Source organism: Herbiconiux liukaitaii (genome assembly GCF_041927495.1).
Taxonomy (GTDB): Bacteria; Actinomycetota; Actinomycetes; order Actinomycetales; family Microbacteriaceae; genus Herbiconiux; species Herbiconiux liukaitaii.
This window is the reverse complement of sequence record NZ_JBHFHG010000007.1, coordinates 206031-230491: the sequence shown is the minus strand read 5'-3', so window position 1 is coordinate 230491 and position 24461 is coordinate 206031. Positions and strand designations below refer to the sequence as shown.

Sequence of the window (24461 nt, the reverse complement as noted above, 5' to 3'; positions counted from 1 at the left end):
CGAGGAGCGAACATGACCAGCATCACAGGGCGCGTGGCCGTCGTCACGGGCGGAGCCTCCGGCATCGGCCGCGGCATCGCCGAGCAGCTCATCGCGGAGGGCGCGCAGGTGGTGATCGCCGACGTGCAGCAGGATGCGCTCGACGCGACCGCCGCCGAGATCGGGGCCACCGGCATCCGCGTCGACGTCACCGACCCGGAGAGCGTGGAGGCGCTCGCCTCCGCGGTGGTGGAGCGCTTCGGATCCGTCGGCATCCTCGTGAACAACGCCGGCGTCGGGCCGCTCGCGCGCATCGCCGAGCTCTCGCTCGCGGACTGGAAGTGGCTGATCGACGTGAACCTGTGGGGCGTCATCCATGGGGTCACGACCTTCCTGCCGCTGCTGCAGGCGAACCAGGAGGGCGGCCACATCGTGAACACCGGATCAATGGCCTCGTTCTCGCCCATGGCCGGCGGAGGCGCCTACTCGGTCACCAAGTACGGCGTGGCCGCGCTCACCGAGTCGCTCGCCCTCGAGCTCGAGGAGGACGGATCCGACGTGCACGTGACCCTGCTGGCTCCCGGCACCGTGCGCACCAACATCAAGAACAGCCTGCGCAACCGGCCCGAGGGTCTCGCGGGGGTGCTCGCCGACGTCGACATCTCCGAGGGGGTGGCGGCGGATCTGCGGTGGATCGACCCGATCGACGCCGGGCGCATCGTGACCAGGTCGATCCGCAACAACGATCTGTATGCGCTGACCCACCCCGACTGGTGGCACATCGTGGAGGGGCGGCAGGCCACCATCAGGGCGGCGTTCGAGAAGTACCCGGTGGATGCGTCTTCTGGGGCGTCCGCATGAGCACCTGGCGCGGTCGCGCCGGAGTGCTCCGGGCCATCAAGGAGCCGTTCTCGATCGAGGAGGTCGATCTGCTGCCGCTCGGCCCCCACCGGGTGGTGGTCAAGACGCATGCGAGCCCGTTCTGCTCGACCGATGTGAAGAACTGGAAGGGCAAGCTCTACAAGATCCCACCCACCATCCTCGGCCACGCCTCGATCGGGGAGGTCATGGAGGTGGGGTCGGCCGTCACGGGCGTGCGGGTGGGTCAGCGTGTGGTGGTGCCCGGAACGCCCGAGTGCGGCGTGTGCTACTACTGCTCCATCGGGGAGCCGTGGCAGTGCGGGGAGCTCTTCGACCTCGGGGGCATCTACCCCGACATCGCGGCGGGCGACGACGGTGCGCGCATCTCGTGCGCGGGGTGCGTGGGCGGCTACGCGGAGTACATGTCGATCTCGGGCAACCAGGTGTTCCCGATCGAGTCCTCGCTGCCGTCGGACGTGCTCTCGATGCTCGGGTGCGGCATCTCCACGGGGGTCGGATCGGTGTTCAACGTCGCCCAGGTGCAGCCGGGGGAGTCGGTGGCCATCGTGGGGGCCGGGCACCTCGGGCTCTGGATGGTGCAGGCCGCGCGGCTCGCGGGAGCCGGAACGGTGGTGGTGGTCGAACCGCATGCCGGGCGGCGTGCACTCGCGGGCTTGCTGGGGGCCGACCACCTCGTGGATCCTGGTTCGGATGAGGAGGGTGCGGCGTCGGCGCTCGCCGAGGTGCGCGCGCTCACGGGTGGGCGCGGGGCGGATGTGGTGCTCGAGGCCGCCGGCCCCGCCGTGTCGCAGAGCTTCGCGGTGCAGGCGGCGCGTCGAGCCGGCCGCACGGTGCTCACGGGGTTCGAGATCGGGGGCGCCACACTGCCGCTGCCCCAGGTCGAGACCGCGCTGCAGAGTCGGCGCATCCTGAGCTCGCAGAACGGGCAGGTGCACATGAGGAGCGACCTGCAGCGCTACGCGGGCCTGCTCGAACGGGGGCTGCTCGATGCGGAGCCGATCCTCACCCGTCGGTATGCGATCGACGAGCTCGACCTGGCGCGCGACCGGTCGGAGAGCTACGACGACGTGTGCGGTGTGATCGTGTTCGATCACTGATACTGGATGCTGCTCAGTGACCCCCGGCGCGGGCGGATGCGCGTGATGCGGGGCACACTCGGGAGTGGGACGGCTCGCGTCCTCGGACGAGGAGCAGCATGCGCATCGTGATCATCGGAGCATCCGGCAACCTGGGCACGGCTCTGCTGCGCCGGGCGGCGCGGGAGCCCGACACGGAGCTCGTGGGCGTCTCGCGACGGCGGCCGGGGCATGCCGAGCCGTACGCGTCGGCCACCTGGCACACGATCGACATCGGGTCGCCCTCGGCCCCCGCGCGGCTGCGGGTGGCTCTGCACGGTGCGGATGCGGTGGTGCACCTCGGGTGGGCCCTGCAGCCGAACCATCGCGAGCCCGTGATGGCGCGCACCAACGTGGGCGGCACGCGCGCCGTGCTCGATGCGGCGGCCGCTGTGGGGGTGCCGCATGTGCTCGTGGCGTCGTCGGTGGGGGCGTACAGCTTCGGGCCCAAGCACTCGCGGGTGTCGGAGGACTGGCCGACCGGCGGGTTGCAGACCTCGCACTACTCGCGGCACAAGGCCATCAACGAGCGGGCCATGGACGTGTTCGAGGAGGAGAACCCCGAGACGGTGCTCACGCGGCTGCGGCCAGGGCTCGTGTTCCAACCGGATGCGGCGCGCGAGATCGCGCACCTCTTCGCCGGGCGGCACATCCCGGTGCAGCTGCTCGGGCTCATCCGCCACCTGCCGGTGCTGCCGCTGCCCACGTCGCTCATCTCGCAGGCCGTGCATTCGGACGATGTGGCGGAGGCGTTCTGGCTCGCGATCTCGCGGCGGGCCGGCGGGGCCTTCAACATCGCGGCGGAGCCGGTGCTCGGTCCGTCGGAGATCGCGGCGGCGCTCGGCGTGCCGTGCACGGTGCCGTTCCGGCGGGGCGTGCTGCGGGCGATCGTGGCGCTCAGCTGGCGGCTGCGGCTGCAGGCCTCCGACCCGGGGTGGATCGACATCGCCACGTCGGTGCCCGTGATGTCCACGGATCGCGCGCGCCGCGAGCTGGGCTGGGAGCCCACGATCTCCTCGACAGAAGCCCTCCGCGCCATAGCCGACGCCTTCGCAGTGAACCGCGGCCTCCCCGGATCCCCATCCCTCGGCGGCTGAGTCTGGGGTCGACTGGGCTGCCGCGCGCTGCGCGCTTGCCATCGGATCGGATGGCTGGGTCTCAGTGTCGGTGGCTGCTGATTGAATAAAGCTCATGAAGCCGACCTTCTCCGAGACACCCATTACGGGTAGCGACGCCGTCGAGCGGTGTGACGAGAAGTTCCGGATGGCGGTCGTCAGGTTCACGCGGGCGGATCGGATGATCGCCGCACTGCAAGCCCGCCAGGCCAAGGCGCTGGCGCAGGCGGTGGAGGCGTGTGAGGCGAGGGCGGAGATCCTGGCGGGGTCGTTGACTCCGGATGGCCGTGAGTGGGCTCGTCGCCTGGTGAAGTCCGAGGTGGCCACGGCCGCACGCCGTTCGGAGGGCACAATCGTCCGCCTGATCGCCGACGCAGAAACGCTCGTGAACGACTTGCCCGCCACGCTCGCCGAGCTCGGCACCGGGAAGATCTCGTACGCTCACGCCCGCTCGATGGTCACCCACGCTACCTCGCTCCCAGTGGAGTCACGAGGCTCGTTCGAGCAGGCGATCCTGCCGTGGGCGAAGGAGTGCAACGCGGCCCGCTTCGACGACGCGGCCCGTCGCCTCCGCGAAACCCACCACCCCGACTCCATCACTCAGCGCGCCAAGGCCGCGCACGCTGATCGGGCAGTATGGCTCGACCCAGAGCGAGACGGCATGGCCACCCTCCACCACCACCTCCCGGCGGTCGATGCCCTCGCGATCCACGACGTCCTCGACCAGGCCGCCCGAGCAGCCCGCTCCGACACCGAGCCCCGCACGCAGGCGCAACTCCGCTCAGACATCCTCGCCAACACCATCCTGAATCGCACCGACGGCGCCCTGGGCTTCACCCCCACGGTCATCGTCACGGTCCCCGCCGCCACGCTGGCTGGATGCGAGGGCCCGGAGGGTGGGGAGGCAAAGTTGCACGGCTACGGCCCCATCGACCCCGAGCTCGCGCGACGCCTGGCCGCGAAGGCACCCACGTTCCTCAAGGTGCTCGTGCACCCGGGCACCGGCGACACCATCGAGGTCGCCGGCCGCTACCGCATCCCCGCGGCACTCCGCGAAGCGCTCATCGTGGCCGACGAGCACTGCCGCTTCCCCGGCTGCGGCCGCCGAGCAGCCCGCTGCGAACTCGACCACACCGAGGATTGGGCCCTCGGAGGCCGCTCCACCGCCTCCAACCTCGCCCACCTCTGCACCAGCCACCACCACCTCAAGCACAACGGCGGCTGGAAAGTCACCCGCCCACCCGGCTCCTCACCAGGCTCCCGAGACCTCGAATGGCGCTCCCCCCTCGGAGCCACCTACCGCACCACCCCACCCACCCGGCCCGCCACGCAGTTCCGCCACGCCGCCAACTTGCCCCACCGCTCAGCGGCAGACCCGCCCCCGTTCTAGCACTTCCCGCCCGAGCACTCCGTCCCCCCCCAGGCACCCGACCCCCGGGCGCGTAATCCGCGCTCGACGGCGCGCTGCCTTCCACTCTGCGCCGCCGCGCCGCCGCGCGCCGTGTTCCGGCGACACCCGGCTCGCCGCGCGCCAACGCCCACCGGGCCCTCGGCCGGTCAGGCGGGGGCGGCTGCGGTGGCGGGGTCGGGGTCGGGGGCGGCGCCTGCGTCGGCGAACTGGGAGGCGTAGAGGGTGGCGTAGGCGCCGCCCGCTTCGAGCAGGGAGGCGTGGGTGCCCTGCTCCACGATGCTGCCCGACTCCATCACCAGAATGAGGTCGGCATCGCGGATGGTCGAGAGGCGGTGCGCGATCACGAAGCTCGTGCGCTCGGCCCGGAGCGCCGACATGGCCTTCTGCACGAGCTGCTCGGTGCGGGTGTCGACCGACGACGTGGCCTCGTCGAGGATGAGCACACTCGGCTCGGCCAGGAACGCCCGCGCGATCGTGAGCAGCTGCTTCTCACCGGCCGAGACGTTCGACGCCTCGTCGTCGAGCACGGTGTCGTAGCCCTCGGGCAGCGAGTGCACGAAACGGTCGACGTAGGTGGCCTTGGCCGCCGCGAGGATCTCCGCCTCCGTGGCAGAGGGCCGCCCGTACGCGATGTTGTCGCGGATCGTGCCCCCGAACAGCCACGTGTCCTGCAGCACCATGCCGGTGCGCGACCGCAGATCCTCCCTCGTCATCTGCGCGATGTCGACCCCGTCGAGCGTGATCCGCCCACCATCGAGCTCGTAGAACCGCATGATGAGGTTCACGAGAGTCGACTTGCCGGCCCCCGTGGGCCCCACGATCGCCACCGTCTGCCCCGGCTCCGCCACGAGCGACAGATCGTCGATGAGCGGCCGATCCGGCGTGTAGCGGAACGAGACGTTCTCGAAGCGCAGCCGACCGGGCCCATCCACGGGCGGCGTCTGGGCGGGCACCGGATCCGGAGTCTGCTCGGGCGCATCGAGCAGCTCGAACACCCGCTCGGCCGACGCCACCCCCGACTGCAGCAGGTTCACCATCGACCCCAGCTGGGTGAGCGGCTGCGTGAACTGCCGCGAGTACTGGATGAACGCCTGCACGGCCCCGATGCTGAGCGCCCCCGTCGCCACCTGCAGCCCGCCCACCACGGCGATGACCACGTAGATCAGGTTCCCCACGAACATCATCGCCGGCATGATGATGCCCGACACGAACTGCGCCCCGAAGCTCGCGGTGTACAGCTCCTCGTTCTTCGCCGTGAAGGAGGCTTCGGTCTCGCGCTGCCGACCGAACACCTTCACGAGCGCGTGCCCGGTGAAGTTCTCCTCCACCTGCGCGTTGAGCTCGCCCGTGGTCTTCCACTGCGCCACGAAGAGCTTCTGCGACCGCTTGGCGATCACCGCCGTGATGAGCACCGTGAGCGGGATCGTGACGAGCGAGATCACCGCGAGCAGCGGCGACGTGATGAACATCATCACGAGGATGCCCACGACCGTCAGCAACGAGGTCAGCAGCTGCGAGAGGGTCTGCTGCAGGCTCTGCGCCACGTTGTCCATGTCGTTCGTGACCCGACTGAGCAGCTCACCCCGCGGCATCGTGTCGAAGTACGACAGCGGCAGCCGGTTGATCTTCGACTCCACCTCCTCGCGCAACGCGAACGTCGTGCGCTGCACGACCGTGTTGAGCAGCCGCCCCTGCACCCACGAGAACACCGAGGCCAGCACGTAGAGCACGAGCACCGTGCCGAGCACCATCCCGAGCGCCGTGAAGTCGATGTGCTGACCCGGCACGAGGTCGATGCCGCTGATGAGGTCGGCCTGCGAGTCCTGACCACTGGCCCGGAGCCCCGCGATGACCTCCGCTTTGGTGGAGCCCGCGGGCAGGGTCTGGCCGATGGCCCCCGCGAAGATGAGGTTCGTGCCCATGCCGAGCAGCCACGGCCCGATCACGGTGAACCCCACACTGATGGCACCGAGCAGCACCACCACGAGCACCGGGATGCGGTGGGGGGCCAACCGGCGCACGAGACGCAGAGCGGATGGCCCGAAGGTCATCGACTTCTCGGCCGGCAGCTGGGCACCGCCGAACGGACCACCGCCCGGGCCGCCACGACGAGGGCCGGGGGCAGCCGCCGGTGCACCACTCCGAGGCCCGCTCATACCGCCTCCTCCGCCGTGAGCTGCGACGCCACGATCTCGGCGTACGTCTCCGAGCTCTCGAGGAGCTCCTCATGGGTGCCACGCCCCACGATCGCCCCGTCCTCCAGCACGATGATCACATCGGCGTCGAGGATCGTCGACACCCGCTGCGCGACGATGATCATGGTCGCCCCCTTCACGTCCGCACGCAGGGCGGCGCGGAGCCGCGCATCCGTCGTGAGGTCAAGCGCAGAGAACGAGTCGTCGAACACGTAGATCTCGGGCCGCTTCACGAGCGCCCTGGCGATGGCGAGCCGCTGCCGCTGACCGCCCGAGACGGTCGTGCCGCCCTGGGCGATGGGAGCCTCCAGCTGCCCCTCCATGGCCCTCACGAACTCGGCGGCCTGCGCCACCTCGAGCGCGTGCCACAGCTCCGCCTCGGTGGCGTCGGGCTTGCCGTAGCGGAGGTTCGAGGCCACCGTGCCCGAGAAGAGATAGGGCTTCTGCGGCACCAGCCCGATGCGACTCCACAGCAGATCCGGATCGAGCGAGCGCACATCGACCCCGTCGACGAGCACGGCCCCCTCGGTGGCGTCGAAGAGGCGGGGGAGCAGGTTCACGAGCGTGGTCTTGCCGGCCCCCGTCGATCCGATGATCGCCAGGGTCTGCCCGGGCGAGACCGCGATGTCGAGGTCACGCAGCACCGGCTGCTCGGCGCCGGGGTACGAGAACGAGGCGCCGCGCAGCTCGACCGTGCCGTGCTCCGCGAGCTCGTGCACCGGCTTCGCGGGCAGGGTCACCGAGGTCTCCGTCTCGAGCACCTCGGTGATGCGATCGGCGCACACCGAGGCGCGCGGGATCATCATGGCCATGAAGGTCGCCATCATCACGGCCATGAGGATCTGCACGAGGTAGCTCAGGAACGCGATGAGCGTGCCGACCTGCATCGAGCCCGAGTCGATCCTGAACGCCCCGAACCAGATCACGGCCACGCTCGAGACGTTCAGGATGAGCATGACGGTGGGGAACATGAGCGCCATCAGCCGCCCGGCCCTGAGCGCCGAGTCGGTGACCTCGCGGTTGGCCTCGGCGAAGCGCTCCGTCTCCACCCCCTCGCGCACGAACGCCCGCACCACGCGGATGCCCGTGAGCTGCTCCCGGAGCACCCGGTTGACGGTGTCGATCCGCTTCTGCATGCGCCGGAACTGCGGCACCATGCGCACGATGATGAGGCTGAGCGCCACGAGCAGCACGGGAACGCTCACTGCGATGATCCACGACAGCTCCAGATCCTGCTGCAGCGCCAGCACCACTCCGCCCACGGCGAGGATGGGGGCCGAGACGAGCAGCGTGAAGGTCATGAGCGCGAGCATCTGCACCTGCTGCACGTCGTTGGTGGAGCGCGTGATGAGCGAGGGCGCCCCGAACTTCGAGACCTCGCGCTCACTGAACCCGCTCACGCGGTGGAAGATGGCACCCCGCAGATCGCGCCCGAGCGCCATGGCGACCTTCGCGCCGAAGTACACCGCCGTGATGGCTGCCGCGACCTGCACGAGCGTGATGCCGAGCATCCAGAGGCCCGTCGACAGCACGAACGCGGTGTCGCCCTTGGCCACGCCCTCGTCGATGATGTCGGCGTTGAGGGTGGGCAGGTAGAGCGACGCCACCGACTGGATGAGCTGGAACAGCACCACCAGCACGATCGGGCGCCAGTGCGGGCGGAGGTAGCGCCCGAGCAGTCGGAGGAGGGTCACACCCTCCAGGGTAGGCGCGTCAGTCGTCGTCGCGGTACTTCGCCGGCCACACCCCGTGGCGGCCGGGCGAGAGGATGCCCTTCGGGTCGACCGCGTCCTTGATGGCCTGGGTGAAGCGCCGGTAGGCGTGGTCGCCGAACGAGTATTGCTCGGAGGCGAGATCCATGAAGTCGAGGTGCGCGCGGTACTCGCCGTAGCCGAGAGCCGCGACCTCCTCGATGAGGATCTTGACGGTCTCGAACGTGCGCGCCACATCCGCCGCGTTCGTGCGGTCGAAGCTCACCGAGCTCACGATCATGGCGCTGCGGTCGTTGGTGGGAAAGATGGCGCACACGAAGTTGGTGCCCGTGCGCTCGATCACCCGCGCCTTGATGCGGTCGACGACCTCCACCACCTCGGAGCCCTTGAGCGGCACGATCGGTGAGAACCCCACGTGACCCACCCAGTCGGGCATCTGCTCCATCATCTCCATGGTGGGGATGCCGGCCGAGATCTTCTGCATGAACGTCGAGATCTCGTGCCAGTTGTCGGGCCCGAACCGCCCGAGCTCGTCGATCCGCGAGCCCTCGATGGCCGACCAGGCCTCGCGGATGCGCGAGAGGTGGTGGTCGATCACGGGACCGTCACCCCAGAGCGCCGTGCGCACGCCCCAGCGGCCGATGCCCGTGGTGTCGGCGAGGGCGTCGAGACGATCCTCCGACCAGGTGGCGTCGGCACCGGGGAACATGCCCATGTGCTCCGGGAACTGGGTGCCCATGGTGATGAGGTTCTGCAGGTTGGGCACTCCGCGGATGACACCGTCTAGCCGCAGCTCCCGGATGATGTCGATGGCCCGGGCCAGCTGGTGGTCGCGCGGCACCGAGAGATAGAGGGGAGCGTAGGCGCGCGGGCGGCGCATGAGCCACACACCCATGCGCGTGACGATGCCGTAGTTCGACTGCGTGAACAGCGGATCCAGCGTCGGTCCGAGACCCCGCTTGTAGACGTGCCACGACTTCGACTCGGGGATCGCGCCCATGCCCGTGCGGAGCAGCGAACCGTCGGCGAGCACGACCTCCATTCCCGTCGGAGCCTGGAAGTCGACCCCGAGCGGCAGATAGGTCATGCCGTTGTCGAGCGAGTTGCCGATGATCGAGCCCCAGCCGATGTCCGGCACCGACAGCATGAGCTCGTCGCCGAGCTCGTGCAGCGCGGCGTGCAGGTCGAGCCAGCGCACGCCGGGCTCCACCACGGCGTAGGCGAGCTCGGTGTCGATGTGCAGGATGCGGTTCATGTTCCGCAGGCTGATGAGCACCGATCCGGCCACCCGCGGCGACGGGCCGCCGTAGCCGTTGTTGCGGCCCTGCGAGGAGGTCCACACGGGCACCTCGTGGCGGCCCGCGATGCGCACGATCTCCTGCACCTGCTCCACGCTCGTGGGGAAGACCACGGCCGAGGAGTCGTAGGTGCGGTCCTCGTGGTGCCAGTAGGGATCGCGGAAGGTGTCGCGCTCCTCCTCGGTGAGCAGGATGTTCTCGCGACCGACCACGGCGATGAGCTCGTCGCGCGCGGCTTCGGGGAGGGTGGCGGGGGTCGGGGTGCGCGCGGTCACTCTGCCGTCAGCTCCGCTGCAGCCGCGTACTCCTCGTCGGAGACCTCCTCGAGCCACACGGTGTCGCCGAGCGTGATGGCGGTGTGCCCGAGCAGCGACTCCGCGGTGCCGCCGTGCCAGTGCCGCTCGCCCGGCTCGATCCAGACGGTGTCGCCCTCGGCGATGATCCTGGGCACCCCGTCGGCGCCGGCCACGAAGCCGCGACCGCGGAAGACCTGCAGGATCTGCCCCTGCGAGTGGTGGTGCCAGTAGGTGCGCGAGCACGGGGTGAACAGCACGGTGTTGATCTTCACGTCGCTGCGATCGGTGATGACCGGATCCTGCAGCACCTGACCCGTGAAGGTGCCGGTGGCCGTGATGGAGGGGGCGCCGGATCGGCCCGAGATGATGCGCATGTCGCTCGCTTCCGTGAACGTCGTCGTTCGGATTGTCAGACAGTACTATAGCTCGCGACCGAGCCAGCAAACTAGTTGTAGGTGTTGTAACTAAATGCTAGCATCGGCCCCACATCGAAGTCAGCGCAAAGGGGCGAGACATGACCGTAGTCGACACCACCACCACGGATGGACCCAGCAAGGGTGAGTTCCGCGACGTCATGGGGCGATTCGCGAGCGGGGTGACCGTGATCACCACGCACTTCGAGGGCGAGGACCTCGGGGCGGCCGCGAGTGCCGTGAGCTCGCTCTCGGACGAGCCGCCGAGCCTCCTGATCTGCCTCAACGTCACCTCCACCACCGCCCAGGCGATCGTGAAGACCGGCACCTTCGCCGTCAACGTGCTCGCCGAGGACTCGGCGCCGATCGCCCAGCGCTTCGCGAGCAAGGCGCCCGACAAGTTCGCCTCGATCGCCTTCGAGCGCGGTCACGCCGACGTGCCGCTCATCGCCGGCAGCATCGCGCGCTTCGAGTGCGTGGTCGACGAGACCGTGCGCGGCGGCACACACCTCGTCTTCCTCGCCAGGGTGGTGCGCGTCTCCTCCGAGCCGGGCAACCCTCTCGCCTACTTCCGCGGCTCGTTCGGGCGCATGGAGACGGCACCGGATGCCGCGGCCCTGCACGCCGTGCGCGACTACGTGGTGGCGTCGGTCTCGGACGAGTCCGTGCCGCTCGACGCCGAGGCCATCGCGGGCGAGCTCGGCATCGAGGTGGGCCGCACCTTCCAGGCGCTCGTGGCGCTCACCGCCGAGGGTCTCGTGCGGCGGGCCGGTGGCACCTTCGAGGTCGAGCCCGTTCCCGACGAGGTCATCTACGACTACTACGCCGCCAAACTCGCCATCGAGGTGGGTGCCGCCGCGCAGACCGTGGGCTCCGTGCAGGAGGATCAGCTCGCCGAGCTGCACCGTCTGCTCCAGGAGACCCTCTCGTTCAGCGTCGACGAGCAGTTCAGCGACCCCAAGGGCTGGATCAAGGCGAACGCCGACTTCCACGAGTACCTCGTGGGGCTCGCCGGCAGCGTCATCCTCACCGAGACCTACAAGGGCCTGCAGCTGCCCGCCCTCGAGCGCCGCTCGATCAAGCCGTCCACGAAGGCCACGGCCGTGCTGCACGACGACCACAAGGCGATCGTGGAGGGCTACGAGAGCGGCGACGTCGAGCTCGTGCTGCGCACCCTCGCCGCCCACAACCGCCGCCCGCAGGAGATGCGCACGCTCGCCTGAGGGCCGTCCGTCACATGACCATGCCGCCGTTGGAGTTGACGGTCTGGCCCGTGATGAACTGCGCCTCGTCGCTGCACAGGTAGACGATCGTGGCCGCCATCTCGGAGGGCGGCACCACGCGCGGGATCGGCTGCAGCTTCACCATCGAGGCGAGCAGTTCCTCGTCCTCCGGCAGCATCGCCGTCTGCGTGGCCGCCGGTGCCACGGCGTTGATGCGGATGTTCTCCACCCCCACGAGGGCGGCGATGGCCCGGGTCATGCCGAGCACGCCCGCCTTCGAGGCGGGGTAGGCGGCGGCGAGCGGATATGGAGCGAGCGCCCCTACGCTCGAGATCGTCACGACGGCGCCTCCTCGGGGTCCGTTGCGGCGCAGCAGGGGCAGGGCGGCGCGCACGCAGTAGAACGTGCCGGTGAGGTTGACCCGGATCACCAGGTCCCAGGCCTCGTCGTCGATCGTGGCCGGATCCGGGTCGCTGTTCATCTCGGTCAGCCGCCACGGCGCATCCGAGATGCCCGCCGCCGTCACGAGCACATCGAGTCTGCCGTGCTCGGCCTCGACCTGCGCGAAGGCCGCGTTCACCTGCGCGCTGTCGCCCACGTCGACGCCGAGGGGCGTGACCTCGGCGACGCCCGCCCACACGGCCTCGAGCGCCTCGGTGGAGCGGTCGAGCGCGTAGACCACGGCGCCCTCGGCCACGAGGCGCTCCACCACGGCTCGGCCGATGCCCGAGGCGGCGCCCGTGACGACGGCGATGCGCTCGCCGAAGCGATGGGCGCCGTAGGTCTCGACCTCGGTGGTCCCGACACGGATGGGTGGGGTCTGTTCGTGGTTCGGCATCGTCGCCTCCTGGTCGTTCCGGCCGACACCGTCGTCCGCCGGTTGCAATATGTCTGATTGTCGTACAACAATGAGGCCGATGGTAGATGCGGCATGAGCGCACCGCCACCGCATCCGCAGATTTCGAAGGAGAGATCGACGTGCACACCTTTCCCCGACCCCGATCAGAACGCCTGTCGGTCGAGCGCGAACCCGTCGAGGCGACCTGCCCCGAGTGCGGCGGCTCCGACATCAAGCGCTATCGAGCACTCAGCGAGGGCGGGTGGTGGACGGTCGTGAAGTGCCAGGACTGCCTCGCCTCGCTCGAGCGCACGCCGGCACCCGCCCTCGGTTCGTTCGTGCCGCTCGGCACCACGGTGGGAGGCGCCGCATGATCGGCGTCGACGTGGGGGGCACGTTCACCGACGTCGTCGCCATCCGCGACGGCAGGGTGACGGTCACGAAGGTGCCGAGCGGGCGCAGCGACCCCGCCGGCTCGGTGGTCGAGGGCGCGCGCCGTCTCGGCGTGGAGGGCAGCGCGGTGTTCAACCACGCGAGCACCATGGGCCTCAACGCCGTGCTCGAGCGCCGGCTGCCGAAGGTGGCGTTCCTCACCACCGAGGGCTTCCGCGACGTGCTCGATCGCGGATCCGTGCACCGCCCGTTGAGCGCGCAGACCGATCCGTCGTGGCGCCGGAGCTTCGGCGACGCGGCCCGCCCGCTCGTGCCCCGCTACCTGCGGCGCGGCATCGTGGAGCGCAAGACCGCGGATGGCGGCACCCTCATTCCGCTCGACGAGACGCAGGCCAGGCACGAGCTCGAGATCCTCGGCCGTCTCGACGTGGACGGCGTGGCCATCTGCCTGCTCAACGCGTACGTCGACGACTCGCACGAGGTGCGCCTGCGCGAGCTCGTGCGCGAGGTGCTCGGCCACGAGGTGGAGGTGTCGATCTCGTCGGCCACCTCGCCGCTCGCCAAGGAGTACGAGCGGGCCTCGACGACCGTGATCGACGTGGTCATGAAGCTCCTCTTCAGCGAGTACTCCGAGCAGCTGCACACCGGGCTCGGCGACCTCGGCTTCCACGGTCAGCTCAACTTCGCCGACTGCGCGGCCAACCTGCTGCCGTGGCAGGAGGCGCTCGAGCGCCCCTTCCGCATCCTGTTCGCCGGTCCCGCCGCCGGCACGGTCTCGAGCGGCCACCTCGGAGCCGCCATCGGGCGGCCCGACCTGCTCTGCGCCGACGTGGGCGGCACCTCCACCGACGTCTCGATCATCGTGGGCGGCGCACCCTTCGTGCAGAACACCTTCGAGATCGAGCACGACCTCATCATCAACGCGCTCTCCACCGAGGTGTCGAGCGTGGGCGCGGGCGGCGGCAGTCTCGTGACGGTCTCCTCCTCCGGCGGCATCCTCGTGGGCCCCGGCAGCGCGGGCGCGGAGCCCGGCCCGGCCTGCTACGGGCGCGGCGGCACGCAGCCGACCGTCACGGATGCGGCGCTGCTCATCGGCATCCTCGACCCCGCCGGGTTCGCGGGCGGCGAGTTCGAGCTCGACAGGGAGGCCGCGCGGCGGGCGTTCGAGTCGCTCGACACCCCGGTGCCGTTCGACGAGCGGGTGCGCACGGCCTACCGGCTCGCGGTGGCGCACATGGCCGAGGAGATCCTCAACGTGGCCGTGCGGCACGGTGTCGACATCCGCGACTTCAGCCTCATGGCCTACGGCGCGGCGGGCGGCATGCTGCTGCCGTCGGCGCTCGAGCTGCTGCCGCTCAAGGACGTGGTCATCCCTCCCCACCCCGGCCTGTTCTCGGCCATCGGACTGCTCTCGGCCGATCAGGTCTACTACGAGGCCGAGAGCGCCTACGTGGTCTTCGGCCCCGAGAGCGCCGAGGGCATCGACGCCGTGTACTCGCGCATGGAGGCTCGCCTCCGTGAGCGACTGGGCGAGGCGGCCGACGGGCTGCCCGTTCGCCGGAGCTTCGACGGGCGACTGGTGGGCCAGAGCTGGGAGACGCCGTTCGTGCAGATCCCCGCTGGGCCCATCACGGCCGAGAGCATCGGCGCCGTGGTGGCGGGATTCCACGACACCTACGAGGCCCGCAACGGCAACCGCTTCGACGCCTTCCCGGTGGAGGGCGTGACCTACCGGGTGGAGCTCGTGGTGCCGTCGGAGAAGATCGACTACACCCCGGCCGAGGCCCGAGATCCGTTCCCCGCCTCGCCGCAGGGCACGCTCACCTTGACGCACCTGACCGGGGAGCCCGTGGAGGCGGAGTGGTTCAGCCGCACAGCCCTCGAGGTGGGTGCCACCGTCACCGGTCCCGCCGTCATCCGGGAAGAGCTCAGCACCACCTTCGTGGCGCAGGGGCAATCCGCCGTCGTGGGCCGCTGCGGCGAGCTCGTCATCACCTCCGGGAGTGCATCATGACCGCCACCACCACCACCATCACCACCACAGCCAGGACCGCAGCGCTCATCCGCGATCTCGACGAGACCGCGTTCCGCGAGCACTACGACTGCGACCGCTACACCGCCACCGTGCTCGGCAACCGCTTCGACTACCTCGTGGAGCATATGAGCGCGCGCCTCCTCACGGGTGCGTTCTCACCCGTGCTGCGCGACTTCTACGACCTCGCCTGCACCGTGGCGGGCCCCGCGGAGCTCGGCTACCCGGTGCCCGCGGCATCGAACGGCATCGTGCTCATGGCGGGCACCACGATCGACGCCGTGCCCACCATGGTGGGGGAGTACGGCGCCGAGCGGCTGCACCCGGGCGACGTGCTCATCGCCAACGACCCGTACCGCACCGGCAACCACAACAACGACCTCGTCTTCACCCGGCCCGTGTTCGTCGACGGCGCGATCGTGGCGTTCGTGACCCTCAATGCCCACCAGCTCGACATGGGCGGCACGGTGCCCGGCGGCTTCAGCGCCACCAAGCAGAACGTGTTCGAGAACGGCCTCGTGCTCTCGCCCCGACTGCTCGTGAGCCAGGGTGTGAACGTGCAGGAGACGTGGAGCGTGATCTTCGACAACGTGCGCATGGCCGAGGTGCTCCACCCCGACATGAAGACGGTCTGCTCGAGCCTCGAGCTCGGCGAGCGGCTCGTGCTCGAGTCGATCGAGCGCTACGGCCTCGCGGCGTTCCACGGCGCCATGCGCTATGCCACCGACGTGGCGGCCGAGCGCATGGCGGTGGGCATGGCCGAGCTGCCGGACGGCGACTGGGAGGCCGAGCACGGCGTGGACTGCGACGGGATCGACGACACCGAGGGCTACCCCGTGCACGTGGCCATCCGCAAGCGCGGCGACCGCATCGAGGTGGACTTCTCGGGCACCCACCGGCAGGCCCGCACCTCCATCAACGCCACGGTGTGGGAGGTCAAGACCGCCATTGGTGTGGCCCTCAAGTACAACTTCGATCCGCGCGGCCGCTTCAACTCCGGGCTCTTCCGCAACATCGACATCGTCATCCCCGAGGGCACCGTGGTGTCGGCCCTGCCGCCCGACGGCGCGGTGTTCCTCTACTTCGAGCAGAGCCAGGTCATCCTCGCCACCGTGCTCATCGCGCTCGAGAAGGCGCTGGGCGAGCGGGCGATCGCGGGCGACCGCGCCGGCACCAACCTGCACACCGCGTTCGGAGCGCATCCGGATGGCACCCCCTGGGTCTCCGCGATGCAGTGCGGCGGCGAGATCGGGCCGTTCGGCGCCAACCGGCACGGCGACGCCGACACGCAGTGCATGTCGTACCTCGCCAACGGGGTGGCGCCCTCGGTCGAGGCGATCGAGAAGGGCAGCCCCGTGGTGATGCTGCGGCACGAGCCCGTGGCCGACACCGCGGGCCCCGGCCTCAACCGCGGCGGCAACGCCATGCTGCGCGACACCCTGTGGCTCACGGATGCCGCCCACTCGATCATCGAGCTCAGGCACAAGACGGTCACCGGTTTCGGGGTGCACGGCGGCGGGGGCGGTGTGAACGGCGGGGTGTGGATCTACCCGCCCGACGCCGCGGGCCACGCGGTGGTGCCAGGCACGGGGCGCGACTCCTTCGGTGCAGGCACGGCGTGGGCCGGCGTGATCGATCCCACCTCGAACGGGCCGTCGCCCACGGGCGAGTACGTCTATCCGTTCGCGAACGCCAACACGAGTGCGGAGCAGTCGGTGCTCCGCTACATCACGAACGGCGCCGGCGGGTGGGGCGACCCGCTCGACCGCGAGCCGGAGCGCGTGCTCGTCGACGTGCGCGACGAGTACGTGACCATCGAGGGCGCAGCGAGGCTGTACGGCGTGGTCGTCTCGGGCGACCCGCACGAGGATCCCGAGGGCCTCGTGCTCGATCTCGAGGCCACCGCAGCCCTGCGCGGGCGCCTGCGGGCCTGATCGCCGAGGGCCCGACGAAGCGTAAAGCACGGGTTTACAACAACCGCAAAATGCCCCTGGTGTTCGTGCACCGCGAGTGTATGATTACCCCATTGTCCGACAATTATTGTCCGACGCTATGACAATGACGTCACTAGAAAGTGAGCAATCACATGCACACACGCACCATTGCGACGCTGCGCACCGCAGCCGTGCTCGCCGCCCTCTCCCTCCTCGCCACCGGGTGCTCCGCGGGCGGCACGAGCGACGGCGGCGACGGCGGGGGATCCGGCGACGAAGCCGCCCTCACCTACCAGACCGCCGACGGCGAGTGCGAGTCGGGCCCCGCCGAGGGCGTGGACTACGACACCGCCAACGAGCTCGTCAAGTCGTTCCAGGAGCCGTCGACCACCCTGCTGCAGACCGAGGCGCTGCCGGAGCCCGTGACCGCCGACACCACCGTGGCCTTCCTCAACAACGACACCGCCGTCGCCGGCATCATGTACTCCTCCATGCAGCTCGCCGCCGAGGCCGCCGGCATCAACCTCGTGAACGTGAGCACCGGCACCGACGCGCAGAGCATCAACACCGCCCTGAACACCGTGGTCGAGCTCGATCCGGATGCCGTGATCTCGGTGGCGATCGACGCCACGTTCTACCAGGAGCAGCTCGCGCAGCTCGAGGAGAACGGCGTGGCCGTGGTGTACTCCTCGCAGCCCAACGCCGACGACTTCGGCCTCGACGACTCGCTCGGCGGCTACAACGGATCGCTCGTCAACGGCCGTGTGCTGGCCGCCGGCGCCGTGGCCTTCACGTGCGGGACCGGTGACGAGTTCGTCTTCTACAACATCCCCGAGCTCGGCTTCTCGGCCATCCAGCTCGAGTCCACCCAGGAGTACCTGGCCGAGCTGTGCGCAGACTGCAACCTCCGGGTGGTCGACATCTCGATCGCGGATGCCAGCCCCGCCGACAAGATCGTGAGCGACCTGCAGTCGCACCCCGAGACCGACTACTTCATCACGCCGGCCGACCAGTACCAGGTGGGTCTCGCCGACAAGGCCCAGCTCGCCGGGCTCACGAACGCCTACGGCTTCGGTCAGTCCTCTCTTCCGCCGAACATCCAGCAGCTCGCCGACGGGCTGCAGTCGGCCGGTTTCGCGGTGGACCTCAACATGTACATGTGGCTCACGCTCGACGAGGCGTTCCGCAAGGTGCAGGGCGTCTACGAGCCGTACTCCGACTGGGAGGCCGTGAACCGGTCGATCTCGATGGTGCTCACCCCGGCCAACGCCTCCGAGTACCTCGACGGCTTCGTGGCGTACCCCGACATGGAATCCGACTTCAAGACCCTCTGGGGCAAGTAGGGGGTCAACCCTCCCACCGGTCCTCCTCTTCCCGACACCGCTGTCACCCTGAAAGGGATCACTCACATGCAACGACGCATCACCAACGCCCTCCGAGCCGCAGCCGTGCTCGGATCCATCTCCCTCCTGGCTGCGGGCTGCTCCGCCGGGGGCGGCGACACGGGAGGGGGTGACACCGGGGGAGGCGAGGTCGAGCTCACCTACGTGGCCGAGGACGGTTCGTGCGCCTCAGGGCCCGCCGAGGGCATCGACCTCGAGGCCGCCGACGAGGTCGTGGCGAGCTTCGAGGTGCCCAACGAGAAGATCCTCGCCACCGAGCCGCTCGACGAGCCGATCGATCCGAACACCACCGCCGTCTACCTCAACAACGGCACCCCCGTGGCCGGTCTCTTCCAGGCCGGTCTGCAGGCAGCTTCCGAGGCCGCCGGCATCAAGTTCGTCAATGTCGACACCGGCACCGACGCGCAGAGCATCAACTCGGCGCTCAACTCGGTGGTGGAGCTCAAGCCCGACATCGTCTTCGACCAGTCGGTCGACGCGCGCTTCTTCCAGGACCAGCTCGAGCAGCTCAAGGAGCAGGGCGCCGCCATCGTCTACGGCGGTCAGCTCAACGCCGAGGAGTTCGGGCTCAAGGACTCGCTCGGCGGCGCCGGCAGCATCGAGGTCAACAGCAAGGTGCTCGCCAACGCGGCCATCTCGCTCACCTGCGGCACCGCGACCGAGTTCGTGATGTACTCCATCCCCGAGATCCCGGCCTCCGAGATCCAGAACGAGGCCGTGCCCGCCGCTCTCGCCGAGCTGTGCCCCGAGTGCACGCTGCGCATCGTCGACATCTCCATCTCCGACCCGAGCCCCGCCGACAAGATCGTGAGCGACCTGCAGGCCAACCCGCAGACCGAGTTCTTCATCACCCTCGCCGACCAGTACCAGATCGGCCTCGACGAGAAGGCCCAGCTGGCCGGTCTCACCAACGCCTACGGCGTGGGCCAGTCGTCGCTGCCGCAGAACATCCAGCAGATCGCCGACGGCACCGAGGTGGCCGGCTACGTCGTGGACTTCAACATGTTCATGTGGCTCCAGGTGGATGAGGGCCTCCGCACCATGCAGGGCATGGAGGTGCCCTACCTCGACGGCGACTGGGACTCCGCGGCCAAGGCCGTCTCGCACATCGTGACCGTCCGCAACGCCGACCAGTACCTCACGCCCGCGGGCTACGTGGCGCTCGAGGGCTTCGAGGACGAGTTCCTGACGCTCTGGGGCAAGTGATCCGATGACCATCGAGACGCCGACGACGGCCGATCCGCGCACCGCTTCGCCGCTGCTCCGCATCGAGGGGATGGTGAAGGACTTCCCGGGGAACCGGGCCCTCGACTCCGTCTCGCTCGATGTGGCGAGCGGTGAGGTGGTGGCGGTGGTGGGTCACAACGGCTCCGGCAAGTCCACGCTCGTGAAGATCCTCGCGGGCGTGTACACCTCCGACGGAGGCACGGTGGAGCTGTCCTCCGAGGACGGCTTCGACACGGAGCTGCACATCATCCACCAGGATCTCGGCCTCGCCAACGAACTGACGGGCATCGAGAACCTCGGCATCACGCACTACCACGGCGCCTCATCGTTCGCCCCGTTCAACCGCAGGAAGGAGCGGGCGAAGGCCCTCGAGCTCATCGGCCGCTTCGGCGAGCCGTTCGACGTGGACATCCCCATCTCCAAGCTCGCCCCCGCCCAGCGCTCGATCATCGGCATCGCCCGGGCGCTCGACGGGTGGCAGCACCCCCGCAACGTGCTCATCCTCGATGAGCCCACCGAGGCGCTGCACGCCACCGAGGTGCGGGTGCTCTTCGACGCGGTCAAGAAGCTCGCCGCCGATGGCGCGGGGGTCATCTTCATCTCGCACCGGCTCGACGAGGTGCTCGACCTCGCGGATCGTGTGGTGGTGCTGCGCGACGGCCGCAAGGTCGCCGATCAGGAGCGCTCCTCGCTCGATCACGACCAGCTCGTCTCCTACGTCACGGGCATCCCGGCCGGCGAGGCGGAGCACGGCGAGAACGCGCGGAACGCCGGCGAGGTCGTGCTCGACATCCGGGGGCTGACGGGGGAGATCCTGCAGGGGATCGACCTGCAGGTGCGGGCGGGCGAGGTGGTCGGCGTGGCCGGCGTGCTGGGCTCGGGCCGCGAGGCTCTGCCGGCGATGATCTACGGATCGATCGACGCCGACGTCGACGGGTTCACGCTCGCGGGCAAGCCCTACCTCAAGCGGTCGCCGAGCGAGAGCATCCGCCGGGGCACCGCCTTCGTGCCAGGCGACCGGGCGAAGCTCGGCTCGGTGCGGCCCATGACGGCACGCGAGAACGTGACGCTGCCCGAGCTCAAGTCGCTCACGGGCGCCTCGGGGTCGATCAACCTCAAGCGGGAGCGCGAGCACGCCGCAGCTCTCATGCGCGACTACGACGTGAAGCCGCCGCGCGCCGAGCAGGTGTTCGCCCAGTTCTCGGGCGGCAACCAGCAGAAGATCGTGTTCGCGAAGTGGTTGCGCAACCGGCCGCAGCTGCTGCTGCTCGAGGAGCCGACGCAGGGTGTCGACATCGGCGCCAAGCAGGCCATCTACGACGCCATCGACGGGGCGGCCTCGGCCGGCACCGCTGTGCTCGTCTGCTCCTCGGAGGCGAAGGAGCTCGTGCGGCTGTGCGACCGCGTGCTCGTGCTCCGCGAGGGAAGGATCGCCGCCGAACTGGCGGGCGACGAGCTGACCGAGACGCAGCTCGTCATCGAAGGCTATGGACTGAAGAGCGAGGACGAACTGTGAAGAAGACCGAGGGTATCCAGACAGTCGACCCGGCGGTCGCCGAACGGCAGCCGGCCAAGCCGAGCGGTGTGCTCGCGGCGCTCTCGTTCCGCAACATCAGCGCGATCTACATCTTCGTGGTGCTGTTCGTGATCTTCGCGATCATCACCCCGCGCACCTTCCTCACCCCCGGCACGTGGCTCGTGCTGCTCGACGCGCAGTCCATCACGGTGCTCGCAGCCATCGCGGTGCTGATCCCGCTCGTCAACGGCGTGTTCAACCTGGCGATCGGTGCGGAGGTCGGCTTCTCCGTCATCCTCGTGGCGGTGCTGCAGGCCAAGCTCGACATGCCGTGGGGCATCGCCATCCCCGTGGCCATCCTCATCGGCGCGTTCATCGGACTGGTCTCGGGCCTCATCATCACCAAGGGCAAGATCGACTCGTTCATCGCCACCCTCGGCATGAGCTCGATACTGCTCGCTGGGCTCGCGTTCCTCTCCGAGAACCGCCAGATCATCGGCCTCGAAGACGGCTTCCGGCTGTTCGCCACGGGCGGTCTGCCGCTCGCGGCCGACAACCCGAACTTCAAGATCACCAACCCCGTGTTCATCATGCTGCTGGTCGCGTTCATCGTCTGGTACGTGCTCGAGCGCACCCCCGTGGGCCGTCGCATGTACGCGGCGGGCTACAACCCCGACGGCGCCCGGCTCTCCGGCGTCAACGTGGGCCGACTGCAGATCGCCTCGCTCGTGGCCGGCGGCATCATCGCCGCCCTCGCCGGTGTGCTGCTCGCCTCGCGCATCAACGCGGGCGACCCCACGGTGGGCCCAGGCCTGCTGCTGCCCGCCCTCACCGCGGTGTTCCTCGGATCGACCCAGTTCAAGGGTGGCCGGTTCAACGTGTGGGGCACCGTGATCTCGGTGTACGTGCTCGCGGTGGGCATCAAGGGTCTGCAGCTGCTCGGCGCTCAGAACTGGGTGAGCGACCTGTTCAACGGTGTGGCCCTGCTCGCGGCCGTCGGCCTCTCCCGCTGGGAGCGCACCGCGAAGCGCGGCAGTGCCATCAAGCGGGCGACCCCGAGGTTCGGACGCGGCAAGTAGCGCGCACGAAGAAGCCCCCTCCGCGAGTGTGCGGAGGGGGCTTCTCGTTGTGCCTGAGTGCCGGTGTGCCGGTGCGTCAGAGCAGGTCGCGGCGGGAGACCTCGGCGATGGCGCTCCAGTCGGATTCCTTGAGATCCGGATCAGCCAGAGCTCGGTCGAACACCGCGATGAGGGCCGGGAGTGTGGCGGGGGTGACCCCACCGGCCTCGGCGACCTCCTGGGCGAGCCCCAGATCCTTGCGCCCGAGGGCGATGTGGAAGCCGGGAGGGGTGTACTCGCCGCGGGCGATCATGCCGCCGTAGCCCGAGTAGACGACCCCGCCGAAGAGCGTCGACGAGAGCAGCTCGGTGAACAGCTCGGGATCGACACCCTGGCGCTCGGTCATGGCGACCGACTCGCCGATGGCCTGCATGGCGTGGATGATGTTGTAGTTCACCGCGGCCTTCACGGCGTTCGCCGCCGAGGGCCGCTCACCGAGCCGCCAGGTGCGCTTGCCGAGCTGGGCGAAGAACGGCTCGAGCGCGTCGAGCGCCTCCGCCGGGCCGGCGGCCAGGATGTTCAGCTGTCCGGCGGCGGCCACGGGAGGGCGGCCCAGCACGGGAGCCGCCACGTAGGTGGCCCCCGCCTCGGCGAACGCCGCCGCCAGCCTGTCGGCGAGCGACGGGCTGATGGAGGCCATCACCACGTGCGTGCGGCCGGCGAGCGAGCGGATCGCCTCCTCGTCGAGAACGGACTGCACGGCCAGGTCGTTCGCGAGCATCGAGAACGACACCTCGGCCGCGAGGGCCTCGGCGGGCGACTCGGCCCGACGTGCCCCGGCGGCGACGAGGTCGTCGGCGGCAGCGGGCGAGCGGTTCCACACCACGACGTCGTGACCGGCGTCGAGAAGCCGCTTGGCCATGCCCTGGCCCATGGAGCCGAGGCCGAGGAACCCGAGGGTCATCACGCTTCCCCGCGTCCCCAGGTGGTGTTGAGGTGCGACTGCGAGTCGCGCTTGAGGTCGAGGGGCCCATCGATCGTGAAGTACCGCTTGCCGGCCACCAGCAGTTCCTCGGCGGGGAACTTGGTGATGACCTCGCAGCCGTCGGCCGTGACCACGACCTCCTCCTCGATGCGGGCGGCGCCCCATCCGTCGGCGGCCGGCCAGTAGGTCTCGAGGGCGAAGACGTTGCCCTCCTGCAGCACCTCGGGGTGGTCGAGCGAGGTGAGGCGCGAGAAGATCGGCTTCTCCCAGATCGACAGCCCAACACCATGTCCGTACTGCAGGGCGAAGGCGGCTTCCTCGTCCTCGAAACCGAACTCCTGTGCAGTGGGCCACACCGCGCAGATGTCGGCGGTGGTCGCACCGGGCTTCACCAACGCGATGGCGCGGTCCATGTACTCACGGGCGCGGGTGTACGCGTCGCGCTGGGCCGACGACGCCGACCCCACCGCGAAGGTGCGGTAGTAGCAGGTGCGGTAGCCGTTGAAGGAGTGCAGGATGTCGAAGAACGCCGGGTCGCCGGGGCGGATGAGGCGGTCCGAGAACACGTGCGGGTGCGGCGAGCAGCGCTCGCCCGAGATGGCGTTGACACCCTCGACGTACTCGGAGCCGAGGTCGTAGAGCGTCTTGGCGACCAGGCCCACGGCCTCGTTCTCGCGCACACCGGGGCGGAGGAAGCGGTAGAGCTCCTCGTAGGCGGCGTCGACCATGGAGGCGGCTTGGGTGAGCAGGCGGATCTCGTCCGGCGTCTTCACGCGGCGGGCCTCCATGAAGACCTGCTGGCCGTCGACGACCTGGATGCCCTCCTGCTGCAGGGCGAAGAGGATGGGGAGCTCGATCACGTCGACACCGAGCGGCTGGTCGGCGAGACCGAACTTCTCGAGCTCGCGCTTGATCTTCTTGGCCACCTTCTCGGCGATGTGCGCATCCGGCGGGAACGCACCGCGGAGGGTGGAGATGCCGGCGCGGGCACCCGACTCGAGGCGGGGGCGCTTGGCGCCCTCGTGCGGGGCGTTGGGGTCGGCGTCCATCTCGGCCGTGGTGGTGTCGAGCCACGGGTTGTAGAGCTTGTGGTGCTTGGCGGCGGAGCCGAAGTCCCAGACCACCGGGTCGGTGTTGCGCGTCAGCAGGGAGAACCGGATGAGCTTGTCCATCGCCCAGGTGCCGATGTGGGTGGCACTCATGTAGCGGATGTTCGAGAAGTCGAACGCGAGCACGGCTCCGAGATGGGAGATGTCGAGCTCCGCCTTCAGGCGCGCGAGCCGGGCATCGCGCAGCCGCTCCATGTCGACCCGCTCCTCCCAGTCGACGGCGTTCGTTCCTGTGGTGCCGGTGCTCTTCATCGAGTCCTCCTGTATAGCGGTGGCCGCATGTGCTGATGATGGGATGCCGCGCTTTACACGCGTACAGCGTTACTT

Annotated in this window: 19 protein-coding genes; 12 read left to right on the top strand and 7 right to left on the bottom strand. The window is 69.5% G+C overall.

Annotated elements, in window-relative coordinates; genetic code table 11:
* Window positions 1–12 precede the first annotated feature (12 nt).
* The 4 genes from ACEXQC_RS15520 to ACEXQC_RS15505 all read left to right on the top strand — a co-directional run bounded on the left by ACEXQC_RS15520 (window position 13) and on the right by ACEXQC_RS15505 (window position 4481).
* Entirely contained in the window at window positions 13–840 is an 828-nt protein-coding gene (locus ACEXQC_RS15520; RefSeq protein WP_374824306.1) for an SDR family NAD(P)-dependent oxidoreductase, read from the top strand.
* On the top strand, window positions 837–1958 hold the full coding sequence (locus ACEXQC_RS15515; protein ID WP_374824303.1) for a zinc-binding dehydrogenase: 1122 nt from the start codon (window positions 837–839) through the stop codon (window positions 1956–1958). Before ACEXQC_RS15520 ends, ACEXQC_RS15515 begins: the two co-directional genes overlap by 4 nt.
* Window positions 1959–2056: 98 nt before the next feature.
* Window positions 2057–3073, top strand: a complete 1017-nt coding sequence (locus ACEXQC_RS15510) for an NAD-dependent epimerase/dehydratase family protein (protein ID WP_374824300.1) — start codon at window positions 2057–2059, stop codon at window positions 3071–3073.
* 166 nt (window positions 3074–3239) lie between these two features.
* Window positions 3240–4481, top strand: a complete 1242-nt coding sequence (locus ACEXQC_RS15505; RefSeq protein ID WP_374824297.1) for an HNH endonuclease — start codon at window positions 3240–3242, stop codon at window positions 4479–4481.
* Between the two features lie 167 nt (window positions 4482–4648).
* On the opposite strand, the gene ACEXQC_RS15500 is transcribed toward ACEXQC_RS15505, so the two are convergent.
* The 4 genes from ACEXQC_RS15500 to ACEXQC_RS15485 are packed head-to-tail and all read right to left on the bottom strand — an operon-like array spanning window position 4649 to window position 10377.
* The gene (locus ACEXQC_RS15500; protein ID WP_374824294.1) at window positions 4649–6658 is read right to left on the bottom strand and encodes an ABC transporter ATP-binding protein; all 2010 of its coding nucleotides are present in this window, start codon (window positions 6656–6658) and stop codon (window positions 4649–4651) included.
* A complete protein-coding gene (locus tag ACEXQC_RS15495) occupies window positions 6655–8391 on the bottom strand; it encodes an ABC transporter ATP-binding protein (RefSeq protein ID WP_374824291.1) in 1737 nt (578 codons plus the stop codon). The genes ACEXQC_RS15500 and ACEXQC_RS15495 overlap by 4 nt, the downstream gene beginning before the upstream one ends.
* A gap of 19 nt (window positions 8392–8410) precedes the next feature.
* Entirely contained in the window at window positions 8411–9982 is a 1572-nt protein-coding gene (locus ACEXQC_RS15490) for an FAD-binding oxidoreductase (RefSeq protein WP_374824288.1), read from the bottom strand.
* Complete coding sequence (locus tag ACEXQC_RS15485) at window positions 9979–10377, bottom strand: cupin domain-containing protein (protein ID WP_374824285.1); 399 nt, start codon at window positions 10375–10377, stop codon at window positions 9979–9981. Before ACEXQC_RS15485 ends, ACEXQC_RS15490 begins: the two co-directional genes overlap by 4 nt.
* Before the next feature lie 140 nt (window positions 10378–10517).
* Between ACEXQC_RS15485 and ACEXQC_RS15480 the strand changes: the two genes are divergently transcribed.
* Window positions 10518–11639, top strand: coding sequence for a flavin reductase (locus ACEXQC_RS15480; RefSeq protein ID WP_374824282.1), 1122 nt, complete (start codon window positions 10518–10520; stop codon window positions 11637–11639).
* 10 nt (window positions 11640–11649) lie between these two features.
* On the opposite strand, the gene ACEXQC_RS15475 is transcribed toward ACEXQC_RS15480, so the two are convergent.
* A complete protein-coding gene (locus ACEXQC_RS15475) occupies window positions 11650–12477 on the bottom strand; it encodes an SDR family NAD(P)-dependent oxidoreductase (protein ID WP_374824279.1) in 828 nt (275 codons plus the stop codon).
* Between the two features lie 140 nt (window positions 12478–12617).
* Between ACEXQC_RS15475 and ACEXQC_RS15470 the strand changes: the two genes are divergently transcribed.
* The 7 genes from ACEXQC_RS15470 (at window position 12618) to ACEXQC_RS15440 (ending at window position 22061) form a co-directional block, all read left to right on the top strand.
* Window positions 12618–12851, top strand: coding sequence for a hypothetical protein (locus ACEXQC_RS15470; RefSeq protein ID WP_374824276.1), 234 nt, complete (start codon window positions 12618–12620; stop codon window positions 12849–12851).
* Entirely contained in the window at window positions 12848–14884 is a 2037-nt protein-coding gene (locus ACEXQC_RS15465) for a hydantoinase/oxoprolinase family protein (RefSeq protein ID WP_374824273.1), read from the top strand. Before ACEXQC_RS15470 ends, ACEXQC_RS15465 begins: the two co-directional genes overlap by 4 nt.
* Window positions 14881–16836, top strand: a complete 1956-nt coding sequence (locus ACEXQC_RS15460; RefSeq protein WP_374824270.1) for a hydantoinase B/oxoprolinase family protein — start codon at window positions 14881–14883, stop codon at window positions 16834–16836. Before ACEXQC_RS15465 ends, ACEXQC_RS15460 begins: the two co-directional genes overlap by 4 nt.
* A 152-nt stretch (window positions 16837–16988) precedes the next feature.
* Entirely contained in the window at window positions 16989–18179 is a 1191-nt protein-coding gene (locus tag ACEXQC_RS15455) for a sugar ABC transporter substrate-binding protein (RefSeq protein WP_374824267.1), read from the top strand.
* A gap of 66 nt (window positions 18180–18245) precedes the next feature.
* Window positions 18246–19445 (top strand): hypothetical protein, encoded by a 1200-nt coding sequence (locus ACEXQC_RS15450; RefSeq protein WP_374824264.1) that lies wholly within the window; start codon window positions 18246–18248, stop codon window positions 19443–19445.
* Window positions 19446–19449: 4 nt separating this feature from the next.
* Window positions 19450–20982 carry a sugar ABC transporter ATP-binding protein gene (locus ACEXQC_RS15445; RefSeq protein ID WP_374824261.1) on the top strand — a complete coding sequence of 511 codons (1533 nt, stop codon included), beginning with the start codon at window positions 19450–19452 and terminating at the stop codon, window positions 20980–20982.
* The gene (locus tag ACEXQC_RS15440; RefSeq protein ID WP_374824258.1) at window positions 20979–22061 is read left to right on the top strand and encodes an ABC transporter permease; all 1083 of its coding nucleotides are present in this window, start codon (window positions 20979–20981) and stop codon (window positions 22059–22061) included. Before ACEXQC_RS15445 ends, ACEXQC_RS15440 begins: the two co-directional genes overlap by 4 nt.
* A gap of 76 nt (window positions 22062–22137) precedes the next feature.
* Here the strand turns inward: ACEXQC_RS15440 and ACEXQC_RS15435 are convergent, their stop codons facing one another.
* Both ACEXQC_RS15435 and ACEXQC_RS15430 read right to left on the bottom strand, forming a co-directional pair.
* The gene (locus tag ACEXQC_RS15435) at window positions 22138–23025 is read right to left on the bottom strand and encodes an NAD(P)-dependent oxidoreductase (RefSeq protein ID WP_374824880.1); all 888 of its coding nucleotides are present in this window, start codon (window positions 23023–23025) and stop codon (window positions 22138–22140) included.
* Window positions 23004–24386 carry a M24 family metallopeptidase gene (locus ACEXQC_RS15430; RefSeq protein WP_374824256.1) on the bottom strand — a complete coding sequence of 461 codons (1383 nt, stop codon included), beginning with the start codon at window positions 24384–24386 and terminating at the stop codon, window positions 23004–23006. The genes ACEXQC_RS15435 and ACEXQC_RS15430 overlap by 22 nt, the downstream gene beginning before the upstream one ends.
* Window positions 24387–24461 lie beyond the last annotated feature (75 nt).

Bases quoted from the DNA above. Each gene is read 5' to 3' on its own strand.
- ACEXQC_RS15520 (WP_374824306.1), top strand. From the start codon at position 13: ATGACCAGCATCACAGGGCGCGTGGCCGTCGTCACGGGCGGAGCCTCC.
- ACEXQC_RS15455 (WP_374824267.1), top strand. From the start codon at position 16,989: ATGCACACACGCACCATTGCGACGCTGCGCACCGCAGCCGTGCTCGCC.
- ACEXQC_RS15485 (WP_374824285.1), bottom strand. From the start codon at position 10,377: ATGCGCATCATCTCGGGCCGATCCGGCGCCCCCTCCATCACGGCCACC.
- ACEXQC_RS15480 (WP_374824282.1), top strand. From the start codon at position 10,518: ATGACCGTAGTCGACACCACCACCACGGATGGACCCAGCAAGGGTGAG.
- ACEXQC_RS15450 (WP_374824264.1), top strand. From the start codon at position 18,246: ATGCAACGACGCATCACCAACGCCCTCCGAGCCGCAGCCGTGCTCGGA.
- ACEXQC_RS15430 (WP_374824256.1), bottom strand. From the start codon at position 24,386: ATGAAGAGCACCGGCACCACAGGAACGAACGCCGTCGACTGGGAGGAG.
- ACEXQC_RS15465 (WP_374824273.1), top strand. From the start codon at position 12,848: ATGATCGGCGTCGACGTGGGGGGCACGTTCACCGACGTCGTCGCCATC.
- ACEXQC_RS15505 (WP_374824297.1), top strand. From the start codon at position 3,240: ATGGCGGTCGTCAGGTTCACGCGGGCGGATCGGATGATCGCCGCACTG.
- ACEXQC_RS15460 (WP_374824270.1), top strand. From the start codon at position 14,881: ATGACCGCCACCACCACCACCATCACCACCACAGCCAGGACCGCAGCG.
- ACEXQC_RS15510 (WP_374824300.1), top strand. From the start codon at position 2,057: ATGCGCATCGTGATCATCGGAGCATCCGGCAACCTGGGCACGGCTCTG.
- ACEXQC_RS15445 (WP_374824261.1), top strand. From the start codon at position 19,450: ATGACCATCGAGACGCCGACGACGGCCGATCCGCGCACCGCTTCGCCG.
- ACEXQC_RS15475 (WP_374824279.1), bottom strand. From the start codon at position 12,477: ATGCCGAACCACGAACAGACCCCACCCATCCGTGTCGGGACCACCGAG.
- ACEXQC_RS15500 (WP_374824294.1), bottom strand. From the start codon at position 6,658: ATGAGCGGGCCTCGGAGTGGTGCACCGGCGGCTGCCCCCGGCCCTCGT.
- ACEXQC_RS15515 (WP_374824303.1), top strand. From the start codon at position 837: ATGAGCACCTGGCGCGGTCGCGCCGGAGTGCTCCGGGCCATCAAGGAG.